This is a genomic window from Ancrocorticia populi (assembly GCF_003123745.1).
Classification (GTDB): Bacteria; Actinomycetota; Actinomycetes; order Actinomycetales; family Actinomycetaceae; genus Ancrocorticia; species Ancrocorticia populi.
The window spans coordinates 934,932-955,253 of the sequence record NZ_QETB01000001.1 but is presented as its reverse complement, the minus strand read 5'-3'; the positions used below and the strand labels follow the sequence as shown (position 1 = coordinate 955,253).

18 protein-coding genes are annotated in these 20,322 nt (G+C 59.8%); 3 read left to right on the top strand and 15 right to left on the bottom strand.

Features of this window, described 5'->3' with window-relative positions; genetic code table 11:
- Positions 1–22: 22 nt before the first annotated feature.
- The 11 genes from DD236_RS04420 to DD236_RS04370 all read right to left on the bottom strand — a co-directional run bounded on the left by DD236_RS04420 (position 23) and on the right by DD236_RS04370 (position 8,679).
- Positions 23–1,387, bottom strand: coding sequence for a murein hydrolase activator EnvC family protein (locus DD236_RS04420; protein WP_243409905.1), 1,365 nt, complete (start codon positions 1,385–1,387; stop codon positions 23–25).
- Between the two features lie 16 nt (positions 1,388–1,403).
- Positions 1,404–2,318, bottom strand: coding sequence for a permease-like cell division protein FtsX (gene ftsX, locus DD236_RS04415; RefSeq protein ID WP_109093123.1), 915 nt, complete (start codon positions 2,316–2,318; stop codon positions 1,404–1,406).
- A complete protein-coding gene (gene ftsE, locus DD236_RS04410; protein WP_109093122.1) occupies positions 2,318–3,010 on the bottom strand; it encodes a cell division ATP-binding protein FtsE in 693 nt (230 codons plus the stop codon). Before ftsE ends, ftsX begins: the two co-directional genes overlap by 1 nt.
- 128 nt (positions 3,011–3,138) lie before the next feature.
- The gene (gene prfB / locus DD236_RS04405) at positions 3,139–4,275 is read right to left on the bottom strand and encodes a peptide chain release factor 2 (protein ID WP_109093121.1); all 1,137 of its coding nucleotides are present in this window, start codon (positions 4,273–4,275) and stop codon (positions 3,139–3,141) included.
- A gap of 23 nt (positions 4,276–4,298) precedes the next feature.
- Complete coding sequence (locus tag DD236_RS04400; protein WP_109093120.1) at positions 4,299–4,700, bottom strand: Tad domain-containing protein; 402 nt, start codon at positions 4,698–4,700, stop codon at positions 4,299–4,301.
- Position 4,701: 1 nt separating this feature from the next.
- Complete coding sequence (locus DD236_RS04395; protein WP_109093119.1) at positions 4,702–5,154, bottom strand: TadE family protein; 453 nt, start codon at positions 5,152–5,154, stop codon at positions 4,702–4,704.
- Positions 5,138–5,470, bottom strand: a complete 333-nt coding sequence (locus DD236_RS04390; protein ID WP_279322650.1) for a TadE/TadG family type IV pilus assembly protein — start codon at positions 5,468–5,470, stop codon at positions 5,138–5,140. The genes DD236_RS04395 and DD236_RS04390 overlap by 17 nt, the downstream gene beginning before the upstream one ends.
- 71 nt (positions 5,471–5,541) lie before the next feature.
- The gene (locus DD236_RS04385; protein ID WP_109093117.1) at positions 5,542–5,736 is read right to left on the bottom strand and encodes a hypothetical protein; all 195 of its coding nucleotides are present in this window, start codon (positions 5,734–5,736) and stop codon (positions 5,542–5,544) included.
- Between the two features lie 14 nt (positions 5,737–5,750).
- Positions 5,751–6,614, bottom strand: coding sequence for a type II secretion system F family protein (locus DD236_RS04380; protein WP_109093116.1), 864 nt, complete (start codon positions 6,612–6,614; stop codon positions 5,751–5,753).
- On the bottom strand, positions 6,611–7,393 hold the full coding sequence (locus DD236_RS04375; protein ID WP_207785676.1) for a type II secretion system F family protein: 783 nt from the start codon (positions 7,391–7,393) through the stop codon (positions 6,611–6,613). Before DD236_RS04375 ends, DD236_RS04380 begins: the two co-directional genes overlap by 4 nt.
- 41 nt (positions 7,394–7,434) lie before the next feature.
- Entirely contained in the window at positions 7,435–8,679 is a 1,245-nt protein-coding gene (locus DD236_RS04370; RefSeq protein ID WP_109093114.1) for a TadA family conjugal transfer-associated ATPase, read from the bottom strand.
- A gap of 146 nt (positions 8,680–8,825) precedes the next feature.
- On the opposite strand from DD236_RS04370, the gene DD236_RS04365 reads away from it, so the two are divergent.
- Positions 8,826–9,776, top strand: coding sequence for a phosphotransferase (locus DD236_RS04365; protein ID WP_243409904.1), 951 nt, complete (start codon positions 8,826–8,828; stop codon positions 9,774–9,776).
- Between the two features lie 6 nt (positions 9,777–9,782).
- Here the strand turns inward: DD236_RS04365 and DD236_RS04360 are convergent, their stop codons facing one another.
- A complete protein-coding gene (locus tag DD236_RS04360) occupies positions 9,783–13,241 on the bottom strand; it encodes an ATP-dependent helicase (protein WP_165819818.1) in 3,459 nt (1,152 codons plus the stop codon).
- Positions 13,238–16,369, bottom strand: a complete 3,132-nt coding sequence (locus DD236_RS04355; protein WP_109093112.1) for an ATP-dependent helicase — start codon at positions 16,367–16,369, stop codon at positions 13,238–13,240. The genes DD236_RS04360 and DD236_RS04355 overlap by 4 nt, the downstream gene beginning before the upstream one ends.
- Before the next feature lie 234 nt (positions 16,370–16,603).
- On the opposite strand from DD236_RS04355, the gene DD236_RS04350 reads away from it, so the two are divergent.
- On the top strand, positions 16,604–16,834 hold the full coding sequence (locus tag DD236_RS04350) for a DUF3107 domain-containing protein (protein ID WP_109093111.1): 231 nt from the start codon (positions 16,604–16,606) through the stop codon (positions 16,832–16,834).
- Between the two features lie 155 nt (positions 16,835–16,989).
- Positions 16,990–18,600, top strand: coding sequence for a DEAD/DEAH box helicase (locus DD236_RS04345; RefSeq protein ID WP_109093110.1), 1,611 nt, complete (start codon positions 16,990–16,992; stop codon positions 18,598–18,600).
- A gap of 253 nt (positions 18,601–18,853) precedes the next feature.
- Here the strand turns inward: DD236_RS04345 and DD236_RS04340 are convergent, their stop codons facing one another.
- Together DD236_RS04340 and DD236_RS04335 are read right to left on the bottom strand one after the other, a co-directional pair.
- Entirely contained in the window at positions 18,854–19,471 is a 618-nt protein-coding gene (locus tag DD236_RS04340; RefSeq protein WP_109093109.1) for a MarC family protein, read from the bottom strand.
- Positions 19,468–20,310 carry a PHP domain-containing protein gene (locus tag DD236_RS04335; protein WP_109093108.1) on the bottom strand — a complete coding sequence of 281 codons (843 nt, stop codon included), beginning with the start codon at positions 20,308–20,310 and terminating at the stop codon, positions 19,468–19,470. Before DD236_RS04335 ends, DD236_RS04340 begins: the two co-directional genes overlap by 4 nt.
- Between the last annotated feature and the right edge of the window lie 12 nt (positions 20,311–20,322).

Genomic DNA, 20,322 nt, shown 5'->3' with positions numbered 1-20,322 from the left:
CGTATCCTCGCCTAGCTCACCACTACCGCTGCGTGAAGGCCGGGTAGCTCATCGGGTTGACAACCGACCCGTCCTTCCAGAGTTCGAAGTGAACGTGGCAACCGGTCACCTGACCAGTCTGCCCGGTATAGCCGATTACCTGCCCTTGCTTAACGGACTGGCCCGCGGACACATTGAAGCTGGAAAGATGGTTCGTCACGGCCACATAGGAGGAGCCTCCCACCACACCAAGGTTGATGAAGATCTGGTTGCCGTGGGTGGAGTTACCGGGTGCTGGAACGGTCTTTGCAATGACACCATCGGCGGGGGCCACCTGGGCCTCGCCACAGGAGGAGCGAAGGTCTACCCCGTTATGCATCCAGTAGCCACCAAACGGATACTCACGCATCCCGAACGGAGAGGTGACGTATAGCGGGGCTGGCACCGTTGGAATGAGCCAGTTGCCGCCGGAGTTAGTTGCCGGAGCAGCGTTGGACGATCCAGAAGATTTTGATTGAGACTGCTGCTGCTGTTGTTGCTGCTGTAGCTTAGCCTGCTCCTTCTTCTTCTTGTTCTCCGCGTCGATCTGGGCGATCTGAGCCGCCGTATCGTTGCGGTCAGTCTCAAGGCTCTCAAGGTTGGACTGGAAGGCATCCTTCTTGTTCTGAAGCTTGGCTTCCTTCTTCTCATAATCAGACTGAACTGCGAGAAGGTCCTCATGCTTGGACTCAGCAGCCTGCTGCTTCTCTTCCTTTTCAACAACTAGGGCATCCGCCTGCTCCTTGAGATCGGCGATCTGCTCCTCAACGTCAGTCTGGCGCGATTCACGCGTCGAATTCTGAGCCGTGGCTACCTCCGCGTCCGTCAGGCTGGTGCTCTGAGTGCGGGATAGTGCCTCCCATACCTGATAAGAATTCAGGAAGTCTTCGGAAGAGCTTGCCCCAACCAGTAGATCCATCGTGGACGGCATGGTGTCCCCGCGGTACTGAGCACGAGCGATCTCACCGAGGCTGTTCTGGCTGGACTCGATGTTCGCCTCGCCCTGTGTGATTTCTTCCTTAATGGAATCGAGTTCCCCTTGGGCTGCATCGAGCTGGCCGGCCACAATCTGCTGATCACGTTCGGCTTCGGCCAGCTGATCCTCAGCATCCTTGAGCTTCTGCTGCGCAACTGAAACCTTGGACTTGGTTTCCTCCAAATCCAGATAGACGGCCTGCAGATCGGTGTCTACCCCCTCAAGAGAGGACTTCGTGGACTCAATCTGCTTCTCTTGCTCCTTCTGCTTCTCCACGAGATCATCGCGATCACTGGCGTATGCAGCGGGCCCAACGGGCGTCACAACTCCTGCGAAGCCCGTCAGGGCTATCGCGAACGCTGCGATAGCTCCCAGATGCTTCTTCCGGTTCATTCCGAGTCCCTTCTGATTAGACCTTCGCGTAACGACGCAGCGTTATCCAAGAGGCAATACCGGCAACCACCATGGCACCCAGCACGAGGAACGGAGAAAGCCTCCACACGTCTCCGGTATTGATAATTTGCATCCACGACATCGAGGTTCCGAGCCAATCGGTGATGAAGTACTTCACCGTGACCCACAAGCCCCCTACTGCCAGAATTGAACCGGTCAGTGCGGCGATGATTCCCTCTAGGATGAACGGAAGCTCAATGAAGAAATTCGAGGCGCCAACGTAGCGCATGATCTCGGTTTCGTCCCTGCGGGACATGGCCGAAAGTCGAATTGTGGTGGGCATGAGCATCAGGGCGGTCACAATCATCACGCCAGCGAGCACGCCAGCGATAATTGTGAAGCGGTTGAGCATATCGAACAGTGGCTCTAGCTGAGCTCGCTGATCCTTCGCCTCCAGAACGCCGGGGCGCCCATCAAGGGACTCCGCTACGATCTGGTACTTCTCCGGATCGGACAGCTTGATTCGGAAGGAGGATTCCATCTGATCCTCGGATAGGGAATCAACCCATGCCGTTCCTTCCATCTGTTGCTTGAAGTTCTCTAGCGCCTCAGCCTTGGTTTCGAAATGGACGGTGTCAATGTACTGGGAAATCTCATCTGTTTCGAGGAATTCCTCAATATCGGCAACCTGTTCGTCCGTTGCCTCGCCGCTGGCGCACTGCGGGGCCGTTGAGTTCGACGGGCACATGAAGACTGAGACTTCTACCTTGTCATACCAATCACCCTTGAGATTGGAGACCTGAGTCTGTAGCAACGATGCAGCCCCGATGAAAAGGAGTGAAACAAACGTCACCAGCGTGACCGAGGCGGCCATGGCCTTATTGGTCCACAGTCCCCTGAACGTCTGAGAAAGGATAAACCGGAAACGCATTAGCGCTGATCACCTCCGTATACGCCACGAGATTGATCGCGGACGATAATCCCTTCCTTCAGCTCCACCACGCGCTTGCGCATCTGGTTCACGATCGACTGATCGTGAGTAGCCATCACAACGGTGGTTCCCGTGCGATTGATTCGATCGAGCAGCCTCATGATGGACAGGCCGGTTTCGCCGTCAAGGTTTCCCGTGGGCTCGTCCGCCAGAAGGATCTGCGGCCGGTTTACCATGGCGCGGGCAATGCCCACACGCTGGCGTTCACCACCGGATAGCTCCGTCATCTGGCGGCGTTCCTTGCCGTCTAGGCCCACCATCTTGAGAACCTCAGGCACCTCGGTCTTGATCTGATGGCGAGGGGCTCCAATAACCTGAAGCGCTAACGCGACGTTATCGTATACGTTCTTATCTGAAAGCAAGCGGAAATCTTGGAACACCGCGCCGATCTTCCGGCGCATGAGTGGCACGCGACGGGCCGAAACAGTGGACAGATCTTTCCCGAGCACGTGGACGTGCCCGGATGTGGGACGCTCCTGCGCCAAGATGAGCGAAAGCATCGTGGACTTACCGGACCCGGAGGGCCCTACCAAGAACACAAACTCGCCCCGATCTACCTCGAGGCTCACTTGATCGAGTGCGGGGTGAGCACCCTTCTGGTACACCTTGGTGACATCGTCGAATCGGATCATATGTTTCATAGCCAAACGTCGTGGGCACGGTCGCTCTGAGCATACGTGGTTGACCCATATGGTTCAGCGCGGCGCGCCGTGATCAAAACGTTATCTATTCGACTAATGAGATCCGAATGGCCCACTAACTAATCGTTGGAGTTGGCCTTCTCGCCCGTCGCGCGCCAGCGAATTCCGGCATCGATAAAGCCGTCAATCTCACCATCGAACACCGAGTCCGGGTTGCCCGCTTCGAAACCAGTTCGCAGATCCTTCACCATCTGGTACGGCTGAAGCACGTAGGAACGCATCTGATCGCCCCACGACGCCTTGATATCCCCCGCCAATTCTTTCTTCTCCTTCGCTTCCTCCTGCTGTTTGATGAGCAGAAGGCGCGATTGGAGCACTCGCATGGCGGCGGCACGGTTTTGAATCTGGGACTTCTCATCCTGCATGGACACTACGAGCCCCGTGGGGATGTGGGTGATTCGGACTGCGGAATCCGTGGTGTTCACAGACTGGCCGCCGGGTCCAGACGAACGATACACATCCACGCGTATATCGGCTTCCGGTACATCGATGTGATCAGTCTTCTCGATGAGAGGGATAACCTCTACCGCTGCAAACGATGTTTGGCGGCGGCCCTGGTTATCGAATGGGGAGATCCGGACTAGGCGATGCGTTCCGGCCTCCACTGACAAGGTTCCGTATGCGTATGGCGCGTGAATCTCCAGCGTTGTGGACTTGATACCGGCTTCTTCCGCGTAGGAGGTGTTGAGCACTTTTGTGGAATAACCCTGACGCTCGGCCCAGCGCACATACATGCGCTGGAGCATCTGGGCGAAGTCCGCGGCGTCCACGCCACCCGCCCCGGACCGTATGGTCATAACGGCATCGCGTTCGTCATACTTACCTGAAAGCAGCGTGCGAATCTGGAGATCGTCTAGATCTCGTGAGGTCCGTTCCATGTCCTTGTCCAGATCGGCATAGAGTTCGCCAGCGAGCTCGGGATCGGCTTCAGATTCCTCTTCCGCCATTTCCAACATCGCTTCCAGATCATCTAAGCGTCCCTCAAGAGCGAGAACGCGATCTAGTTCGGACTGAACATGGGAGAGCTCCGAGGTAACCTCCTGCGCCTTGTCGGGATCATCCCATAGATCGGGTGCCGATGATTGCTCTGTTAAGCGCGCAATTGTTGCCTTGAGACCTTCGGGATCAGTTACCATCCAAATCTGATGGAATGTTTTCCGTAGGGCGTCGATTTCTGCTCGGTATTCAGTGGCCACAGGCCTAGATTACCGCATAGGTTCTACCGTTCACGCAGGATCGCGTAGCTGGTGGATTCAATCCTGACATTCTTGAACGGCATACCCTCGGGCACAAAGGCCAACGGGACGCTTCGGGAGAGAGTCACCACAACCATTCCATTGCGCACACCTGTCGGATCCCCAATCCGAGTATCGCCGGACGTCAGCCTCTGGGCAGTGACCACCACGTCACGCCCGTCAGGAAGGTAGTGCTGGGCGCCCGCGTAATAGAGTTCATCATTCAGATCATCCGCTACCGTGAGCGCTATCGAATCAGCCTGTGCCACGAGTTCACGCCGTTCGAGGGCAACGATAGATAAGGCGACGCTGCCGGCAAGCAGCACGCACACAAACGCCCAAATCCCGATGCCCAGAATGAGCATGTTTCCCCGTTCGCCTTTCATTTCAGTCCCTGATTGCTCGGAATTCGTCCACGGGCATCGTCGCCTCACGGGACATCCGGATGGGTGAAAGATAGGGCACAGAGATATCTGCCTCCACCCTGACAGACACCGTAGCGCCCGGGCTTAGGCAGGGATCTTCCGAGCAGGAGATGGTGAGGAAAGCTCCCGAATCGATGCCACGGGATTCGAGTGCCTGATCCGCGAAGCTCTGCGCCCGAACCCACGCCTCAGCCACGGTGTCGGACCGAGCAAACGCCCTGGCAGAATCACGCGCCGCAGCCGTGAGCGCCGATTGGCCAAGGAGCAGCGCGGAGGCCACAACAAGTGCAATGACCGCCGGCACCACCAGTATCCCCATGACACCAACGAACTCGACGATGGCGTTACCTTCCTCGCCTTTCGCGACACCATTCGACTTGGCGTTGCTTGGCTCAGTGCTATTCGATCGGGGCATCGGCCGCCACCTCAATCGTGCCTGCCCACCCGACCATGGGTAGTGGCGCAGCGACCTCCACACGGATTACAGCCGCGCCGCCCGTCTCCACCTCGGTTGCTCGCACATCATCGGCGTATTCGGACGGAAGGGCTCCCACGATGAGCTCCCGGGTGCGCTCCTCCGCCAGCTGTGTGCCGGCGCCCGCGAGGGAACCCGCACGAGCACCCTCCGCAGCGCTATCGAGGAGGATCATGCGGGCGTGCAGACTCATGGCCAATCCCAACAGCGCCAGCATCACCAGCAGAACCAACGGCAACACCATGACAAAACCCACCAGCGCTTGGCCGAGTTCGTTGCGAGGGAGGCGGCTTCGTCGTCGTCGCCAATTCTCCAACAACGGGGTACTCAGATACTGGTAATTCTGCTAATTGCCGTGTTAAACACGTCAACGAGGGCAGGGCCCGCAACGGCCCAGATGGCGATCACGAGGCCGGCAGTCATGAGGGTGACCAGAACCCAACCGGGGACGTCGCCACGCTCGGAATCGCCCGGTGGGTCAGCCCGGTTCAGGAGGGACCGAAGGAGGGTGGATATCTTCATGGTGGTGTCCTTTCTTAGGTCATGAACGTCAGGGCGCGCAGGCCCGGGTAGAGCGTGAAGAGCACGGTTATGGGCAGGATGAGGAAAACCACGGGGATCATCATGGTGATTTCACGCTTTCCACCGATCTCTAGGAGTTCGCGGCGTGCCTGATCGCGGGCGTCTTGTACTTGGGAAGCCAGTACCTCTGAAATCGGTGTACCACGACGGCTCGCAGTAACCAGAGCATCGCAGAAGCGAGCAACTTGGCCCGATCCCGATCGCGCTCCCATAGCCGTCAGTGCGTCCTCCAGAGTGGCCCCGGCACGTACCTCACTGAGCATGCGATTGATCTCTTCCGCGAGTTCACCGCTGCCAATGACGCTAATGCGTTCTAGAGCTGAGCGCATGGGCTCGCCGGCCGAGACGGCCAACGCCATGAGTTCGGCAGCGTCTGGAAGCTGGGCGGTGAGCGCCTGCGAATGCCTGTTTGCTCGGCGGGTGAGCTGAGAATCGGCCGCCATTGCGCCCGCGAGGCCGCCACCGAACGCGAGTAGTGCCGCGAGAAGGAGATTTCCCGAACGCGTGAGCAGCGCAAAGGCGCAGAGGAGGCCCACCGCAAATCCCGCCCCCGCCCACTGCAACTGCGTGAGACGGAAAATGCGGAGGTTGCCCGCGCCCAGCGTGGCGATGCGCCGCTCGACTGACGCGGACGTTGACCCCACCCGCTCCAAGGCCGCCACCGCAAGCTTTTGGACCCGGGTCAGTGGGAGAAAGTGCGTGCGCTTCCACCCGTGCTGGCGGTATGGCATAACCCGTTGTTCCAAGCTTGGACGCGGAGAAACGAGCGCCGTCACGATAAGGACCACGCCGAATCCAGCAAGCAATCCGATGATCATTCAGCCCTCCCAACGAATACACGCGGCTCCTCGGGGAGCCTTCCAAGGCGCACCATGAGGGCGTAAGCAAGGAGAGTAAGTAGGAAGCCTCCCACGAGGATCGCCGTGCCCGTGGGCGTGGCGAATGCTTCAATGGTTCCTGGGCGAGATGCCAGCAGGACAAGGACAATCCATGGGGCAACAGCCGCCACTCGCGCGCCGTTAACGGACCAAGATTGGCGTGCTAGCAGCTCTCCCCGATCACGGTTTTCCGCTCGAAGGTTACGAGCGAGGGCTTGGAGCACGTTGGCCAGATCGTAGCCGCCGAGCGCGCTTGCCAGCCGCATGGCCTCGGCAACACGGTCCGCCACCGGATCCGCCAAGCTCTCTTTGAGCCCGTTCAAACTGGCGTCTAAACTCCCCGTGGCCTGCATCTGGACCGCGAATCCGGCGAATGCCGGGCGTAGGGCGAGCGGGCCGCGGCTACCGAGCGAACTCAGTGCCTCGGAGATTCCAAGGCCTGCGCGCAGTGCGGAGACCATATCGTCGAGCGCATCTGGCCACGCGGCGGCTCGCTCAGCTCGCAACTTACGCCTTCGGGACTGTTGCACCACGTTAGGCAGGCAGGCACTGGTTAATGCCACGCATGCCGCCAGCCAACCGTTGCGAAGAAGGAGGTATGCAAGTGCACCTCCGAGTGCGCCTGCGAGCAATGCGAGACCGAATTCTGAGCGGCGGGAGTTGAGACGGCGCGCCCACGATGGAGGCGCGGCCGCGCGTGGCTCTCCCGTTGTAGCCACCAGACACATAACGAACCCGAGGCCGCACATCGTTCCCAGGATCAGGCCCATGATGAACCCAGAAGCTGTTGGACATCAATGCCGGCCCGGACGAACCGGTCCCGCTGAGGAATATCGCCACCCGAGCGGGTGAGCTCGCCACCAGACCTAGTGGAGAAGATGGAGGCAACTTCCACGCGCGAGGCCTCGACCCTCCCGGTGACGCTAGCAATCTCGGTGACGCGGCGCTTGCCGTGGTGATCGCGCTCCACGTGCACCACCAGATCGATGGCGCTGGCAACGGTTGGAACCACAAATTGCGAGGTGACGTTTTCGCCCGCCAAGAGCGGCAGGGAACACAGCTTCATCACGGCCTCGCGGGCTGTGTTGGCGTGGATGGTGCAGGCGCCGGGGATCCCGGCGTTAAGTGCCACCAGCATGTCAAACGCCTCAGCTGCGCGTACCTCACCGATGATAATTCGCTCCGGTCGCATTCGCAGGGCTTCGCGGACTAGGCGGCGCAGTGTCACTTCGCCGCGGCCCTCGATGTTAGGAGGGCGCGTCTGCATAGCTACCACATCGCGGTGCTCAAGGTTGAGCTCAAAGACTTCCTCGGCGCTCACGATACGTTCAGTGGCAGGAACTGCGCCTAGGAGGGCACGTAGCAGAGTAGTCTTGCCCGCCTGCGTTGCTCCCGAGACGAGGATGTTCAACCCTACGCGGGTGGCGGCCTCAAGGAACGTGGCAGCCTGAGGTGGCATCATACCGGCACCCACCAGCTCGGCGAGCGTGCGGGCCCGCAGCACATACTTGCGAATGTTGACTGCCCAGTGCTTGCGCGTAATGTCAGGGATAACCACGTGCAGGCGCTCCCCTCCAGCCAACGCAGCATCGACAAACGGATGAGACAGATCGAGCCGACGGCCAGAGGACCTGAGCATCTTCTCCACGAGGTCCCGGATCTGGGCGTCGCTGAGAACGATGGTGGTGAGCTCGCTTCGTCCCGCCCGCGAGACGAATACCTTGGCCGGCTCATCCACCCAGATTTCTTCAACCGTTGGATCATCCAGCAACGGTTGAAGAGGGCCATACCCGCCGATCGCGTCACGAAGTTTGTGTTTGAGCGGTTCCACTGCGGTGATCGGTTCGGCCCGGCCCGCGACCGACTGGCCCTCATATTCCGTAATCGCCTGCCCAATCAGGCTCTCAAGCGCAGCTGCATCGGTTTGAGGGTCAATTCCTCGTTGGCGCACCAGATGCCGCACAACGCTTTCGATGCTCTCACGCGCTTGAGACTGTACCGCCATCGGAATGTCCTTCCCTCACGCACACCATAGAGAAGGTAGCCAATAGCTTGCAGAGCGCACCCACAGGCTGTGGATAACTCGGTCAAATTGAGACGTTCGGGCACGTACGCTCGCCAACACTGGGCTTGACCACGTATGTTGAGAGCGTGAAGATTTCGCCGCTATACCTCGCAGGACTCGCAGTAGATGCCATCGACGGCCTCAGCGCCGTGGGAGTTCGCCCGCCGTATGTTGAGACTGATGATTTCGTGACAGGCGGCGTGCTCGATTCCAAGGGACGTCATTGGATCGTCAAGGCTCCCATGAATACTACAGCTGCAACCTCCCTCGAAGCCGAGGCGGCGATCGCGCCTCTGCTGCTAGAAGCGCTGCGCCAAGGAGAGCTTCCGTTCGACATTATGCGGCCGGCAGGCTTCGCCAACGTGGCCGCCGGCGGCCGCGCAATCGTCTACCCTGAACCAATCGGGACGCCCGGGGACTTCGAGACCATGACGTCCACTGGGGCTCGCGAAGTTGGCCGGGCCATCGCCTCCATCCACATGCTTCCAACCGAAACGATCGATCACGCCGGGCTTCCCCACTATGCCGCTGAAGAGTTCCGGGTTCGCCAACTCGCCGAACTTCACGATGCTGATCAAACACGCGCCATCCCCTCTTTGCTCCGCAGACGTTGGGAGGACGCCCTAGAGGACACTGAGCTGTGGGAGTTTGAGCCCGCCGTGCTGCATGGCGATATCGATTCGGAGAACTTCCTGTGGTCGGGTGGCACAATCACAGCGGTACTTGGGTTTGGCGGGGCACACGTGGGCGATCCCGCCGTTGATTTCGCTCCGCTGCTCGCCCTTCCCGATCCGATTTTTGACGCAATCCTCGATTCCTATGAGAACACCCGAGGCGTCAGCGTGGATGAGAGCACTCAGACCCGGGCAATCCTTCTGTCCGAACTGAGTATCGCCAAGTGGCTGCTATACGGGATTCGTACGGAGAACGACGACGTCCAGCACGAGGCCCGCAACATGCTAACGGACCTCGCGGCCGATGTTGAATCGGACCCATCCTCCCAGCCCGAGCCAACGTGGGATGTTGACCCGAGCTAAGAGACACTAGTTCAGTGCCGCGGCGATCCGTTCCGTGATCTCCTCCTCGGTCAGTTCGCCGGCCTGAAGCTCGCGACGTGATTCAGGTTCGCCCAAATAGACGAAACAGGCACCGATCTGATCGAGCGGGACTTTGTGCGCCCGAGACCATGCCAGACGGTAGAGGGCCAGCTGCAGCTCACGTGACGGCAGGTCCTTGTTGCGCGGCCGACGGCCCGTTTTCCAATCCACGATGGTGATCGGATGGGCACCAGGCTTGGCCGAGGTATCCAAAACCGCATCGATGGTGCATCGGATGATTCGATCCGCCACCACGATCTCGAGCGACTGCTCAATAGCCAACGGCGCGCAACCCGCCCATGGGGAAGCGAGGAAGGCGTCATAGAGCTGGCCCTCGCGCGAGGAATCCATATCAAGGTCGCTTGCGGGCAACTCCATCAGAGAATCTATATCGAGAGTGGCGGGTTCCGTGAAGTGGTGCGCAATCTGCGCATGCATGTTGGTTCCCAGCCTGGCCGCACCTGAAGGCTTCGATGGAATTGGCCTGCGCTGATTGGCGAGGAACGCCTCGCTATCCTCGGACAAATGCACCATATCGGTAGCCGTGTAGTAGGGCCGGGCCAGCGTGGTGGCGCGAGTATCCCGGCGCTCGGCCAGCAGCACATCCGCTTGCCACTGCCACTCCTTCAGATCGGCGTCGGTTGCCAACGGAGTTAGGGAATCGAGCTTGCGCCGGATACTCTGTGGCCAGTGCAGCAGATCGGGCATTTCCGCGTAGTGCGGAACAGGCGCGAGCTTCGGCGGATAGACAGCATCTTCGCCCAAGCGCTCGACGAGCCAATCAACTTCCGCCTGCTCTCCAACTTGCTCGATGAGCTCAGAGGGCCAATCCGGGCCAGCGAGTTCGGCAAAGGGGGTCACATCCGTTTTTTTACGAATATCGGTGAGGTATGTGGACCTCTTGAGGAGCTGGACCGTCACGGGATCTTCACTCACCACGTTCTGGCCACGTCCCTTCGTCCGTGGTTCGGCCTTCTCCGGAGATTTCAGACCATATCCGGCCAGGAGCAGCTCCGCCCGGGGCCGCGTGAACGCCACGTATGCTAGGCGGCGTTGCTCTTGACTCTCGTATTCGGGCAGCGCAATCTTCTTGAACTCATATATCCCCTGAGCAGCTTCAGCCCTATCCTCGCACTGTGCCGGATCGAACTGCGGGAGGTACTTGTAGTCGGCCCGCAGAGGGTAGGGGAACGTTTCACTTTGAGTGGGCCACGACTTGACGCGGGATTCGATGTCCGAGAACTCCCCCTCTACCAGCTCCGGAATTGCAACGAGATCGCGCCATTCCAGCCCCTTGGCGGCATGGATCGTCATGATCTGGACAACCCCCGGGCGCACCTCGATATCCTCATCGAGTCGAGCACTCTCGATACCCGCCTCGTCCTCTCCCCCATGCTCCTTTTCGTCGCTCGTTTCCATCCACTCGAGGAAGTCCGCCAGCGAAGAACCCGGGTGCTCACGCTGGTACGAGCCACCGAGTGCAATGAAGGAGTTGATGGAAGTACGGACTCTCTGGCCGCCGCTAGCCCGTGTTGCCGCAGCTAAATCTAAACCCAACGCCTGAGAAACGAAGGCGATCAAATCGGACAAATCCGAGTGGATCGCACCGCGAATGGACTGAAGCACCCCGGATAGAAGCTCAAGCTGGGCCCTGCCCGCTTCGGAAAACGCCTCACCCCTGTAGCTTGTCCAATCTAGGCCCGGAAGATAGGTGAGCGCTTCGATAAGCGTTCCTTCTCCGCGTGGGTTGAGGGATGCTCCACTAGTTTCACCATCACCTCCGGCTTGACCAGTTCCATTCGATTCCTTTCCCGGGTGGATACTCCGCAACTGATGGGCGGCATACTCCTGAGCCCACGCGCTCAGCGCGCGCAGGTCCGAAGCACCGATACCCACGTAGGTCAGCAACCTCATGAGGCGATCGTTTCGGCCCGGAGTTGCAACTGCCGCAAGCGCTGCGCGGATCGTCAAGATTTCGGGGCGCTGCAGCAAGCTTTCGCCGCCAACGATCTCATAGGGAACGCCCACCTCGTTCAAGGCTTCTACTATCGTCTCGATGTACTTGCGCTTACGGCACAGCACGGCAATTTCTGCACCGCCGTCCTTGTCCGCCATGGCAGCCATGACGTCCTTGATGCGCCAGGCTATCGCACGGTAGGAATCCTCCCGCAGAACGGTCCGGATTTCGGTGACCTTTCCCGGCCCCGCTTTCTTACGGGCCTCCAGTTTCTTCACGGGCAAGGCGGTGTCCTCGATGCCCAGAGCAACGGCGTTGGCGGCGTCCAAGATCGCGCAATCGTTCCTGAAGGATGTGGAGAGCGTGAGCTCTTCCAGCCCGCCCATATGGCGCCGGAACTGAACGGCGAAATCTGCGAGTGCGCTCGCGCTTGCCCCGCGCCAGCCATAGATCGCTTGGTAGGGATCTCCCACTGCACAAACGGAGCGCCACGCGCCCATCTTGCTCCCAAGGGCCTTAACCAAGAGGTCCGCCTGATTGATCGAGGTGTCTTGGTATTCGTCAAGTAAAACTAGCCGGTAACGCCCGGCCAGCTCTTCGCCGAGTGCGGGATGCTCCCCCAAGACGGCGGCTGCAGTTGCCACCTGATCTGCAAACTCCACCACACCGAGCTGCTTCTTCCGCTCGAGGTACACGTCCACAATATCGAGCATTTGGCGGCGCCTTTGCAGAGCGGGCAGACCCTTCTTACGCAGAGTGTTCCACTCCGTGGTGAGGCTGACACCGTCTTGCTTGCCCAGCTTGACGCCCTTACCCTCTTCCTCCAGACGGTTCAGCGCATCAATCTCCCGAGCCAGGAATTCGCGGGCCTCATCCGTGGTCAGTTGATTATCGATCAGGGAAGAGGCGAGAGAAAGAGAGTAGGAGATGATGGTGGACTGCGCACTTTCTCGCAGCGCCTCATCCTCTTCACGAGTTGGCCAGGCCCCTACGATCTCCTCCATGAGCTGCCAGCGCTCCGCATCGGTAATGAGCCGGGCACCGGGATCCTTGCCAACGAGCATGCCGTAGCTCGCAGCAATATCGGCAGCAAACGAGTTGTATGTTGAGATGTTGGGCCGGTCCATTCGCTCGCGCAGCGCGGAGAGTCCCTCACCTTGGCTCGTGAGGAAACCACCCTTACTCAAACGCATAAGCGCCTGATCAACTCGCTGGGCGAGCTCACCCGCGGCCTTGCGAGTAAACGTGAGGCCGAGGACCTCACCCGGCCGAACCGTGCCTGTGCCTATCTGGTAGGCAATCCGGTTGGCCATCGTGGCGGTTTTTCCCGATCCAGCCCCAGCCACCACCAAGATCGCAGGCGAATTCGAAGTGATAACCTCGCGCTGCTCCGGCGTGGGAAGGAAATCCGGGTTCAGGCACGTCATGATCGATTCGTAGTTAGTCATGAGAACATCCTTCCCTCGGGCTTGGCTGGGCAAACTGATCGGAACGAGCACCTTTCGCATGGGCCCGTGTCCGTATTAGCGGCGAAGGCATCCGATCGGAGAATGGCCGCCGCCTCACGTATCCGTTCCTCGGCCCGCATGCTGCCTTCCTCTGTGAGCGGCTTTTGGCTGCGCACGGTGGGATCGCCCTTAGCCTTCGGCGCGCCAAGATAGACAAGTTCAGCTCCCTCGCTCTTGTTGTAGAGCCGGTTGAGGATGAATTGATAGAGCTGGAGCTGAATATTGTCCTCAGAATCCGCCTCTGACGGCACATTCTTGCCTGTCTTGAAATCGGCAACCTTCGCGCCGTCATCCGTAAAAGTGACCCGGTCCAGGGAAGCATTGAGCCGCGCAGTCTCATCCAACTCAACACGCTCGCGTCGCTCGGTTTTCACCGGTTCAGGATGGTCCTTGACATAGACAGCCAGAGTCTCCACCATCGTACGGGCGCGGTTGTAGCGTTGGAGGGCCGCAAAACTCTCCGTAGGGTCCTCAAATTCCGCCTGCCACCGAGAATCCATGAGCTCGATATACTCGCTGAGCGTTCCATGCGGCAGCTCTTCCGCTATCGCATGGATGAATGTGCCCAGGTTGGCGGCTTCATGCCCATCGGCACTATCCGCTCCAACTCCCTGTAAGAATCCCTGAAGGGGACACGCCAAGAGGCTCTCCACGCGCGAGGGCGAAACCGAACTGATCCCCGTGGCCTCTCCCCCAGTCCTCGCGGCCACCTGATCGAACCACATGCCCGGCTGAGCCTCGGCAACGCCACCTTCGCGGAGCTGAGAGAGGACATCCGCCGCACCTTCGGCCTCAGCCCCTCCCGCCGCGCGGCGAAGTTGGCCCACGAGCCCCGGCATATCCAAATCCGCGTGCTGAGCGCGTGGACCCAGCAGGAGGCGGGATGGCTCCTCTTCTGCACCGTCAGCGTCCTCCTCCTTAACGAATCCCATAGCATCGAAGAACCGCGACGGGACGGACTCATCGCTCTGAACACACGTGAGTATGAGGCGCCGCCGTGCACGGCCAAGGCAGTGGTAAAGCTGACGGAGCTCATCATCGAGGGTCTCCTCAACGTCTTGGAATCGTTGCTCGCTCTCTGAAAGCCCTGGAACAAGACGCCCGGTTGCGATCTGTGTGAGCCGAGCCGTGTGCGTGTAACTATCACGCACACGCATATTGGGCCACACTCCATCTTGAAGGCCGGCGATCACCACAACATCCCATTCGCGCCCCTGCGATGCGGACGGAGTAGTGAGCGTAACTGCCTCCTGCCCAGACCCAAGACGCGCAATCGAATCCTCTGGGAGCTGCTGGCTGGTCACTTCATCGATCAGTTCCCGAATCTGCACAGTGGGCTCGCGATCCGCCATGCGCTGAGCAACGCGGAACAACTGGATCACCGAGTCCAGCGCAACATCCGCCCAGTCCCCGGCAAGGCCACCGGCTAGAGCCTGCGCCCGCCACTGTTCGGCCTTCCCGCTGGCTTCCCAACCTGCCCACAGAACGTCTTCAGCCAGCCAGTTGTTTTTGCTAGCCGATTGGCGCACCGCATCAAAGATCTTGGCGGCCCGGATCAGCGCATCGGCTCCCGCAGGTGCGTGTTCTCTGACCGCTTCAGGCCCTTCCAGCACCAGCGACAGCAATTCATCCTCACTGCGCTCGCCTCCTCGCACCACTTCGTAACCACGCATCGCCCTGCTACTGCGCCGCAGTTCCAACGGATCGATCCCCACAACGCACGAGGTGAGAACGTCTGCCAAATCCTGCCCCTCCCCGATCTTGAGGCTGAGACGGATCACGTCGAGGAGGCTGGCAACGGCCGGATGCTCGTGGAGCGGCCTATCCGAACCAATTTGTTCCACGGGTATGGATTTGCGGATGAGCGAGCCACGCAGGGCTGCGTGATCCGCTCGCGAGCGCGTCACCACCGCCATCTGTGAGTACGGAACGCCCTCTTTAATATGGAAAAGCCGCAGATCTCTCGCGATTGCGGAGATCTCTTCCTCGCGGTGTACGTAGCGGCGCGCCGAGACGGCACCGTCCCCATCCGCGTCTTGGGGCAAGCGATGGCCCACCATCGATCCGCCCACTCGGATCCGCTGGACCAGCTGATCGCTGACGCGCCCGATGGCGCTTCCGCCTCGGTACCGCTGGTGCAAATAGACTGGCGTAGCGCCAAAACCGGCCGGATCCGTGATGTCCCCTGGCAGGCTAGCCACCCCGCCCCTGAATCCCTGAACGGCCGCATCGGGATCACCAGCCACCACGATCGAGGCTCCGTCCGCTGCGAGTTCCGCTAGCAGTGCCAAGATGGAGCGCGGCGCGTTCTCAATATCGTCTACAACCACCCAGTCCCAGCGGGGCCGCGGCGTGCCAAGCCCATCGTTGCCCGGCGAGGCGGCCACGTTGGCTTCCCAGCCAGCAATCATGCTGGCAGCCGTCCCAATAAGTTGGGCGTGATCAAGCAGATCCGAGGTATCCTCCGGGCCCCCGAAAGCCGAGCGCGCCTCCGTCAGATCCTCATATTTGGACATAATCTGCGCACCGGCGTGCCACATTGGTTCCTCGTAAGTGCGTGCCAGTTCGTCCAGATCCTTGGGCGAATATCCAAGTTCGGACGCCCTCGTGATCAAGTTGCGGATCTCCGAGCGAAAGCTCGGCATGTTGGCCACCTCGTCTGTCACGAAGGACGGAAATGCGATGTCCGGGGAGGCTGCGAGAATCTCCCCAAGAATCGAATCCTCGTCGGGCCCCGAGATGAGCTCCGGGTCCCCACGGCCCACCGCCTGAGCATAGGACTGGACCAGCGCGTAGCAAAAGGCCGTGAGGGTTTGAACTCGGACGGTTTCGGGCAGCCCGCCAAGTTGCCTCGAGATCTGATTGCGCAGCAACGTTGCCGAGCGCCGATCCTGAGTTAGAACCGCAATCTTGGGTGGGCGGCCCGCACGCTCCACTTCACGCTGGATGAGGTAGCTCAACACGAGTGTTTTTCCCGAGCCGGGAGCCCCAACAATGCTCAACCGGCACGGAGCAACGGCAGCCTCAAGCGCGTCAATTTGCGATTCGTCAAGTTCTATCGTGTCCACGATGAAACTCTATCGCGGGCCTCCACTACATTTCCGTACAACCGATCGCCGACCAACAGCTCACCAAGCAATTGCACGATGAGAGGCAGCGGCGGGATCGGACAAGAATTCGTCGTCGTCGCTAAAAACCCTTACAGCATTCGGCCATCAATGAACAGGTAAGGCTCCACTCAGTCTGGACTGGGTGCGGACGCTAAGCTAGGGGCAGTTACTTATCCCACGAGGGAGGATCTTATGGAAATCAACATCGGAGTTCGTCAGGCACCGCGCGAACTCAACCTCGATATCGATATCACCACTGAAGAGCTGGATAAGCTCGTAAATGCCGCCCTAGAAAACGGCTCGCCGCTGCGGCTCTCGGATTCTTCCGGGCGCTCGGTGGTTGTCCCAGCAGATGCGATCGGCTACGTCGAGGTAGCCTCTGCCCACACCCGCCGCGTGGGCTTTGGATTAGTCCCCGAATAAGCCGCCAGAGTGTGAGACCCAACGCCCCGCAAGCACCTTGTGGGGCATTGGTCTTAGTATGGAGATAAGAGCTGCCCGGTCGTCTCGATTCAAATTGGCATTTGCGATCGGCTGCGCCGCGCGTACCGTACGCGCCAAAAGAAAAGGATGACTGAATGAGCACTAGCTCCGGCATAGTCGATTCATCGGCTGCTGTAGTTCCCGAGGTTCGGGAAGTAAAAGCTGACATTACTGGCGATAGCGAAGGCCTTGACCAGAAGACGTTCGAGGATTTCGGCGTTTCCGCCCCCATTACAAAAGCCCTGACCGATAAGGGGATTATTCATCCCTTCCCAATTCAGGCCCTCACACTTCCCGTGGCGCTGCGCCGCCATGACATTATTGGCCAAGCCAAGACCGGAACGGGCAAGACCCTCGGGTTCGGTATCCCGATGCTTGAAGCCATCGCCGGGCCTGACGAAGAAGGTTGGGACGATATCCCCGAGGCTCAGCGTGGCAAGCCACAGGGGCTGATTGTGCTTCCCACACGCGAGCTGGCCAAGCAGGTAGCTGCCGAAATTACGATGGCCGCCAAGTACCGCAACGTCCGCATCATCGAAGTGTATGGCGGACGTGCCTACGAGCCGCAACAAGAGGCCCTCACCAAGGGTGCTGAAATCGTAGTGGGCACCCCTGGACGCCTCATCGATCTACAGCGCCACGGCTCCCTAGACCTTTCAGCCGTCCGCACTGTGGTGCTGGACGAGGCCGATGAGATGTTGGACCTCGGCTTCCTTGAGGATGTTGAGACCATCCTGTCCAAGACTCCGCCGCGCCGGCACACCATGCTGTTCTCCGCGACCATGCCCGGACCCGTGGTATCCATGGCACGCCGTTACATGTCCAAGCCCACTCATATCCGGGCGCAAGACCCTACTGATCAAGGCGCCACGGTTAAGAGCACACGTCAGGTTGTGTATCGCTGCCACGCCCTCAATAAGGTGGAAGTTGTCTCGCGTATTTTGCAGGCGCGCGGGCGTGGGCTCACCATTATCTTTACCCGTACGAAGCGCACTGCCGCCCGTCTTGCCGAGGATCTAGCTGAGCGCGGTTTCGCTGCCGGCGCCCTCCATGGAGATCTTGGGCAGGGTGCGCGCGAGCAGGCGTTGCGGGCCTTCCGCCATGGCAAGGTGGACGTACTGGTAGCAACCGACGTCGCTGCCCGTGGTATTGATGTTGACGACGTCACCCACGTCATCAACTACCAGTGCCCAGAAGACGACAAGACGTATATACATCGCATTGGGCGCACCGGGCGTGCCGGGCATTCTGGCACAGCCGTGACTTTCGTGGATTGGGACGATATCCCGCGCTGGGCCGTTATCAACAAGACCCTGAACCTCGGCTACCCCGAGCCTATCGAGACCTACCACACCTCCGATCACCTTTATACCGATCTTGATATTCCGAGTGATGTGACCGGAACACTTCCGGTGGAGAAGCGTGTACGCGCTGGCCTTGCTGCCGAAAAGCTCGAAGATCTGGGAGAGACTGGCAAGTCCGCCGGCAAGGGCCGCGAGCGGTCTCGGGGCGGACGTAGCGGACAACGCCGCGGGCGTTCTCAAGGAGGAAGCGGCAACCGGCGCCGCAACAACGATTCTCGGGGACGCGATGGCCGCGGGCATGGCGATTCGCATAAGTCTGAGGAGAACGCCAACCGTCAGGCTGCGCCTCGCCGCAATCGCAAGCGCCGCCGCGTTAACCGTAGTGAGGGCTCTGAGGGTTAGAGTTTTTTCGACGACGACGTTTACTTACGTACGCACCCACCTCAGCAAGTTATTTGCGGAGGTGGGTGCTTCGTCGTCGGTACCAAATTTCGGGCAAATCCCTATGTCGAATCCATCCCTACCTCAATCAGTCGGGGGTACCAGTTGGGTTGGCGTTAGCGCTTTGGGTTTAGGTTAGCGCTTTCAGTTGTCTCTATACTGGCAACCCCAAACGCCAGAGGCATCCCAAAGCACTAAAGGCATCCGTGAAGGCCTACATTCCCTCAATAATCGAGAGCACCGCATTCACCATGAGCTGCACGGCGATAGCCGCGAGCAGCATGCCCGAAATCCGGGTGAGGAAGATGGTACCGCCCTCGCCAAGGAGCCTATGGATTGGGTTAGCAAAGCGCATCGTCACATACTCGACCACATGCACAATCAACACGGCAACGATCGCCGCAACGATTGAGCCGACTCCGCCGTTGACGGCATCTTGAGCAGAGATCATGACGGCCACGATCGAGCCCGGCCCAGCGAGAAGCGGAACGCCGATCGGCACGAGCGCGACGTTTGCTGCACCGGGTTCGCCAGGGTTCTGCTCCGAGCCGGTCAGGAGCTGGAGAGCAACAAGCAGGAGTAGAAGGCCACCAGATAGCTGCATGGCCTCTACGCTGATGTGAAGGAACCCAAGGATGTACTTGCCGAAAACGCCAAAGATGGTGAGAACGGCAAGCGATGTCAACGTGGCCTGCCAAGCGGCCCGCTTGCGCTCCCTGGGCGTCATTCGTGACGTCAGAGCAAGGAAAACCGGAAGGTTCCCGAAGGGATCTGCGATAACAAAGAGCGTGGTGAAAGTAGACGCGAAGAGTACGCCATCAAATCCCGTCACGGATAGAGAACCTCCAACTGACAGCTCTGGATAAGAGCTTGAATGACCGCCGGGGACGTGGTGTTTTCGCCAAGGCGGTTAGGTTTGCCCAGACCATGGTAGTCGCTGGAACCAAATCGCGCGAGATCGAGCCGATCGGCAAGTGCCGCGAGTTCGGGGCGGGCAGCCTCGAGATTATCCCGGTGGTCAATTTCGATACCAAATAATCCGGCTTCCGCAAACTCCTCGAAAGCCTCCACGGGAACAACACGGTTACGGTGTGGCGCGGCCGGATGAGCGAACACGGCGCGCCCGCCCGCAGCATTGATCCACTCGATCGCCTCGGTTGCCTCCGCGGCCTTGTGCCATACGTAATAGGGAGACCTCGCCTTGAGTAGGTGGTCAAACGCCTGAGCACGGCTCTCCACCACGCCAGCCTCAACGAGGGCATCGGCGATGTGCGGGCGCCCCACGGTAGCGCCTGGTTCAAGGTGGCGAGTGACATCCTCCCAGGTTATTGGGAAGTCCCGTCCCAGCCGAGCAACCATTTCTCGGGCTCGCTCCACCCGCGACTCACGGACTTGGCGCGTATGCTCAGTGATGGCGGGCGCATCGGGATCAAACAGATATCCCAGCATGTGCAGCGTGATCCCGTGGTACATCGCCGAAATTTCCATCCCGCGAATGAGCGCCACGCCGCTGGTTTCCACGGTGTTGGCAGCTTCTTCCCAACCAGACACCGTATCGTGATCCGTCAGCCCGATCATATCGATACCCGCAACGGCAGCCTCGGCCATCAGCGCGCTCGGTGTTGAACGCCCATCGCTGCGGGTGGTGTGGGTGTGCGGATCAATTCTCATGCTCTACTAATA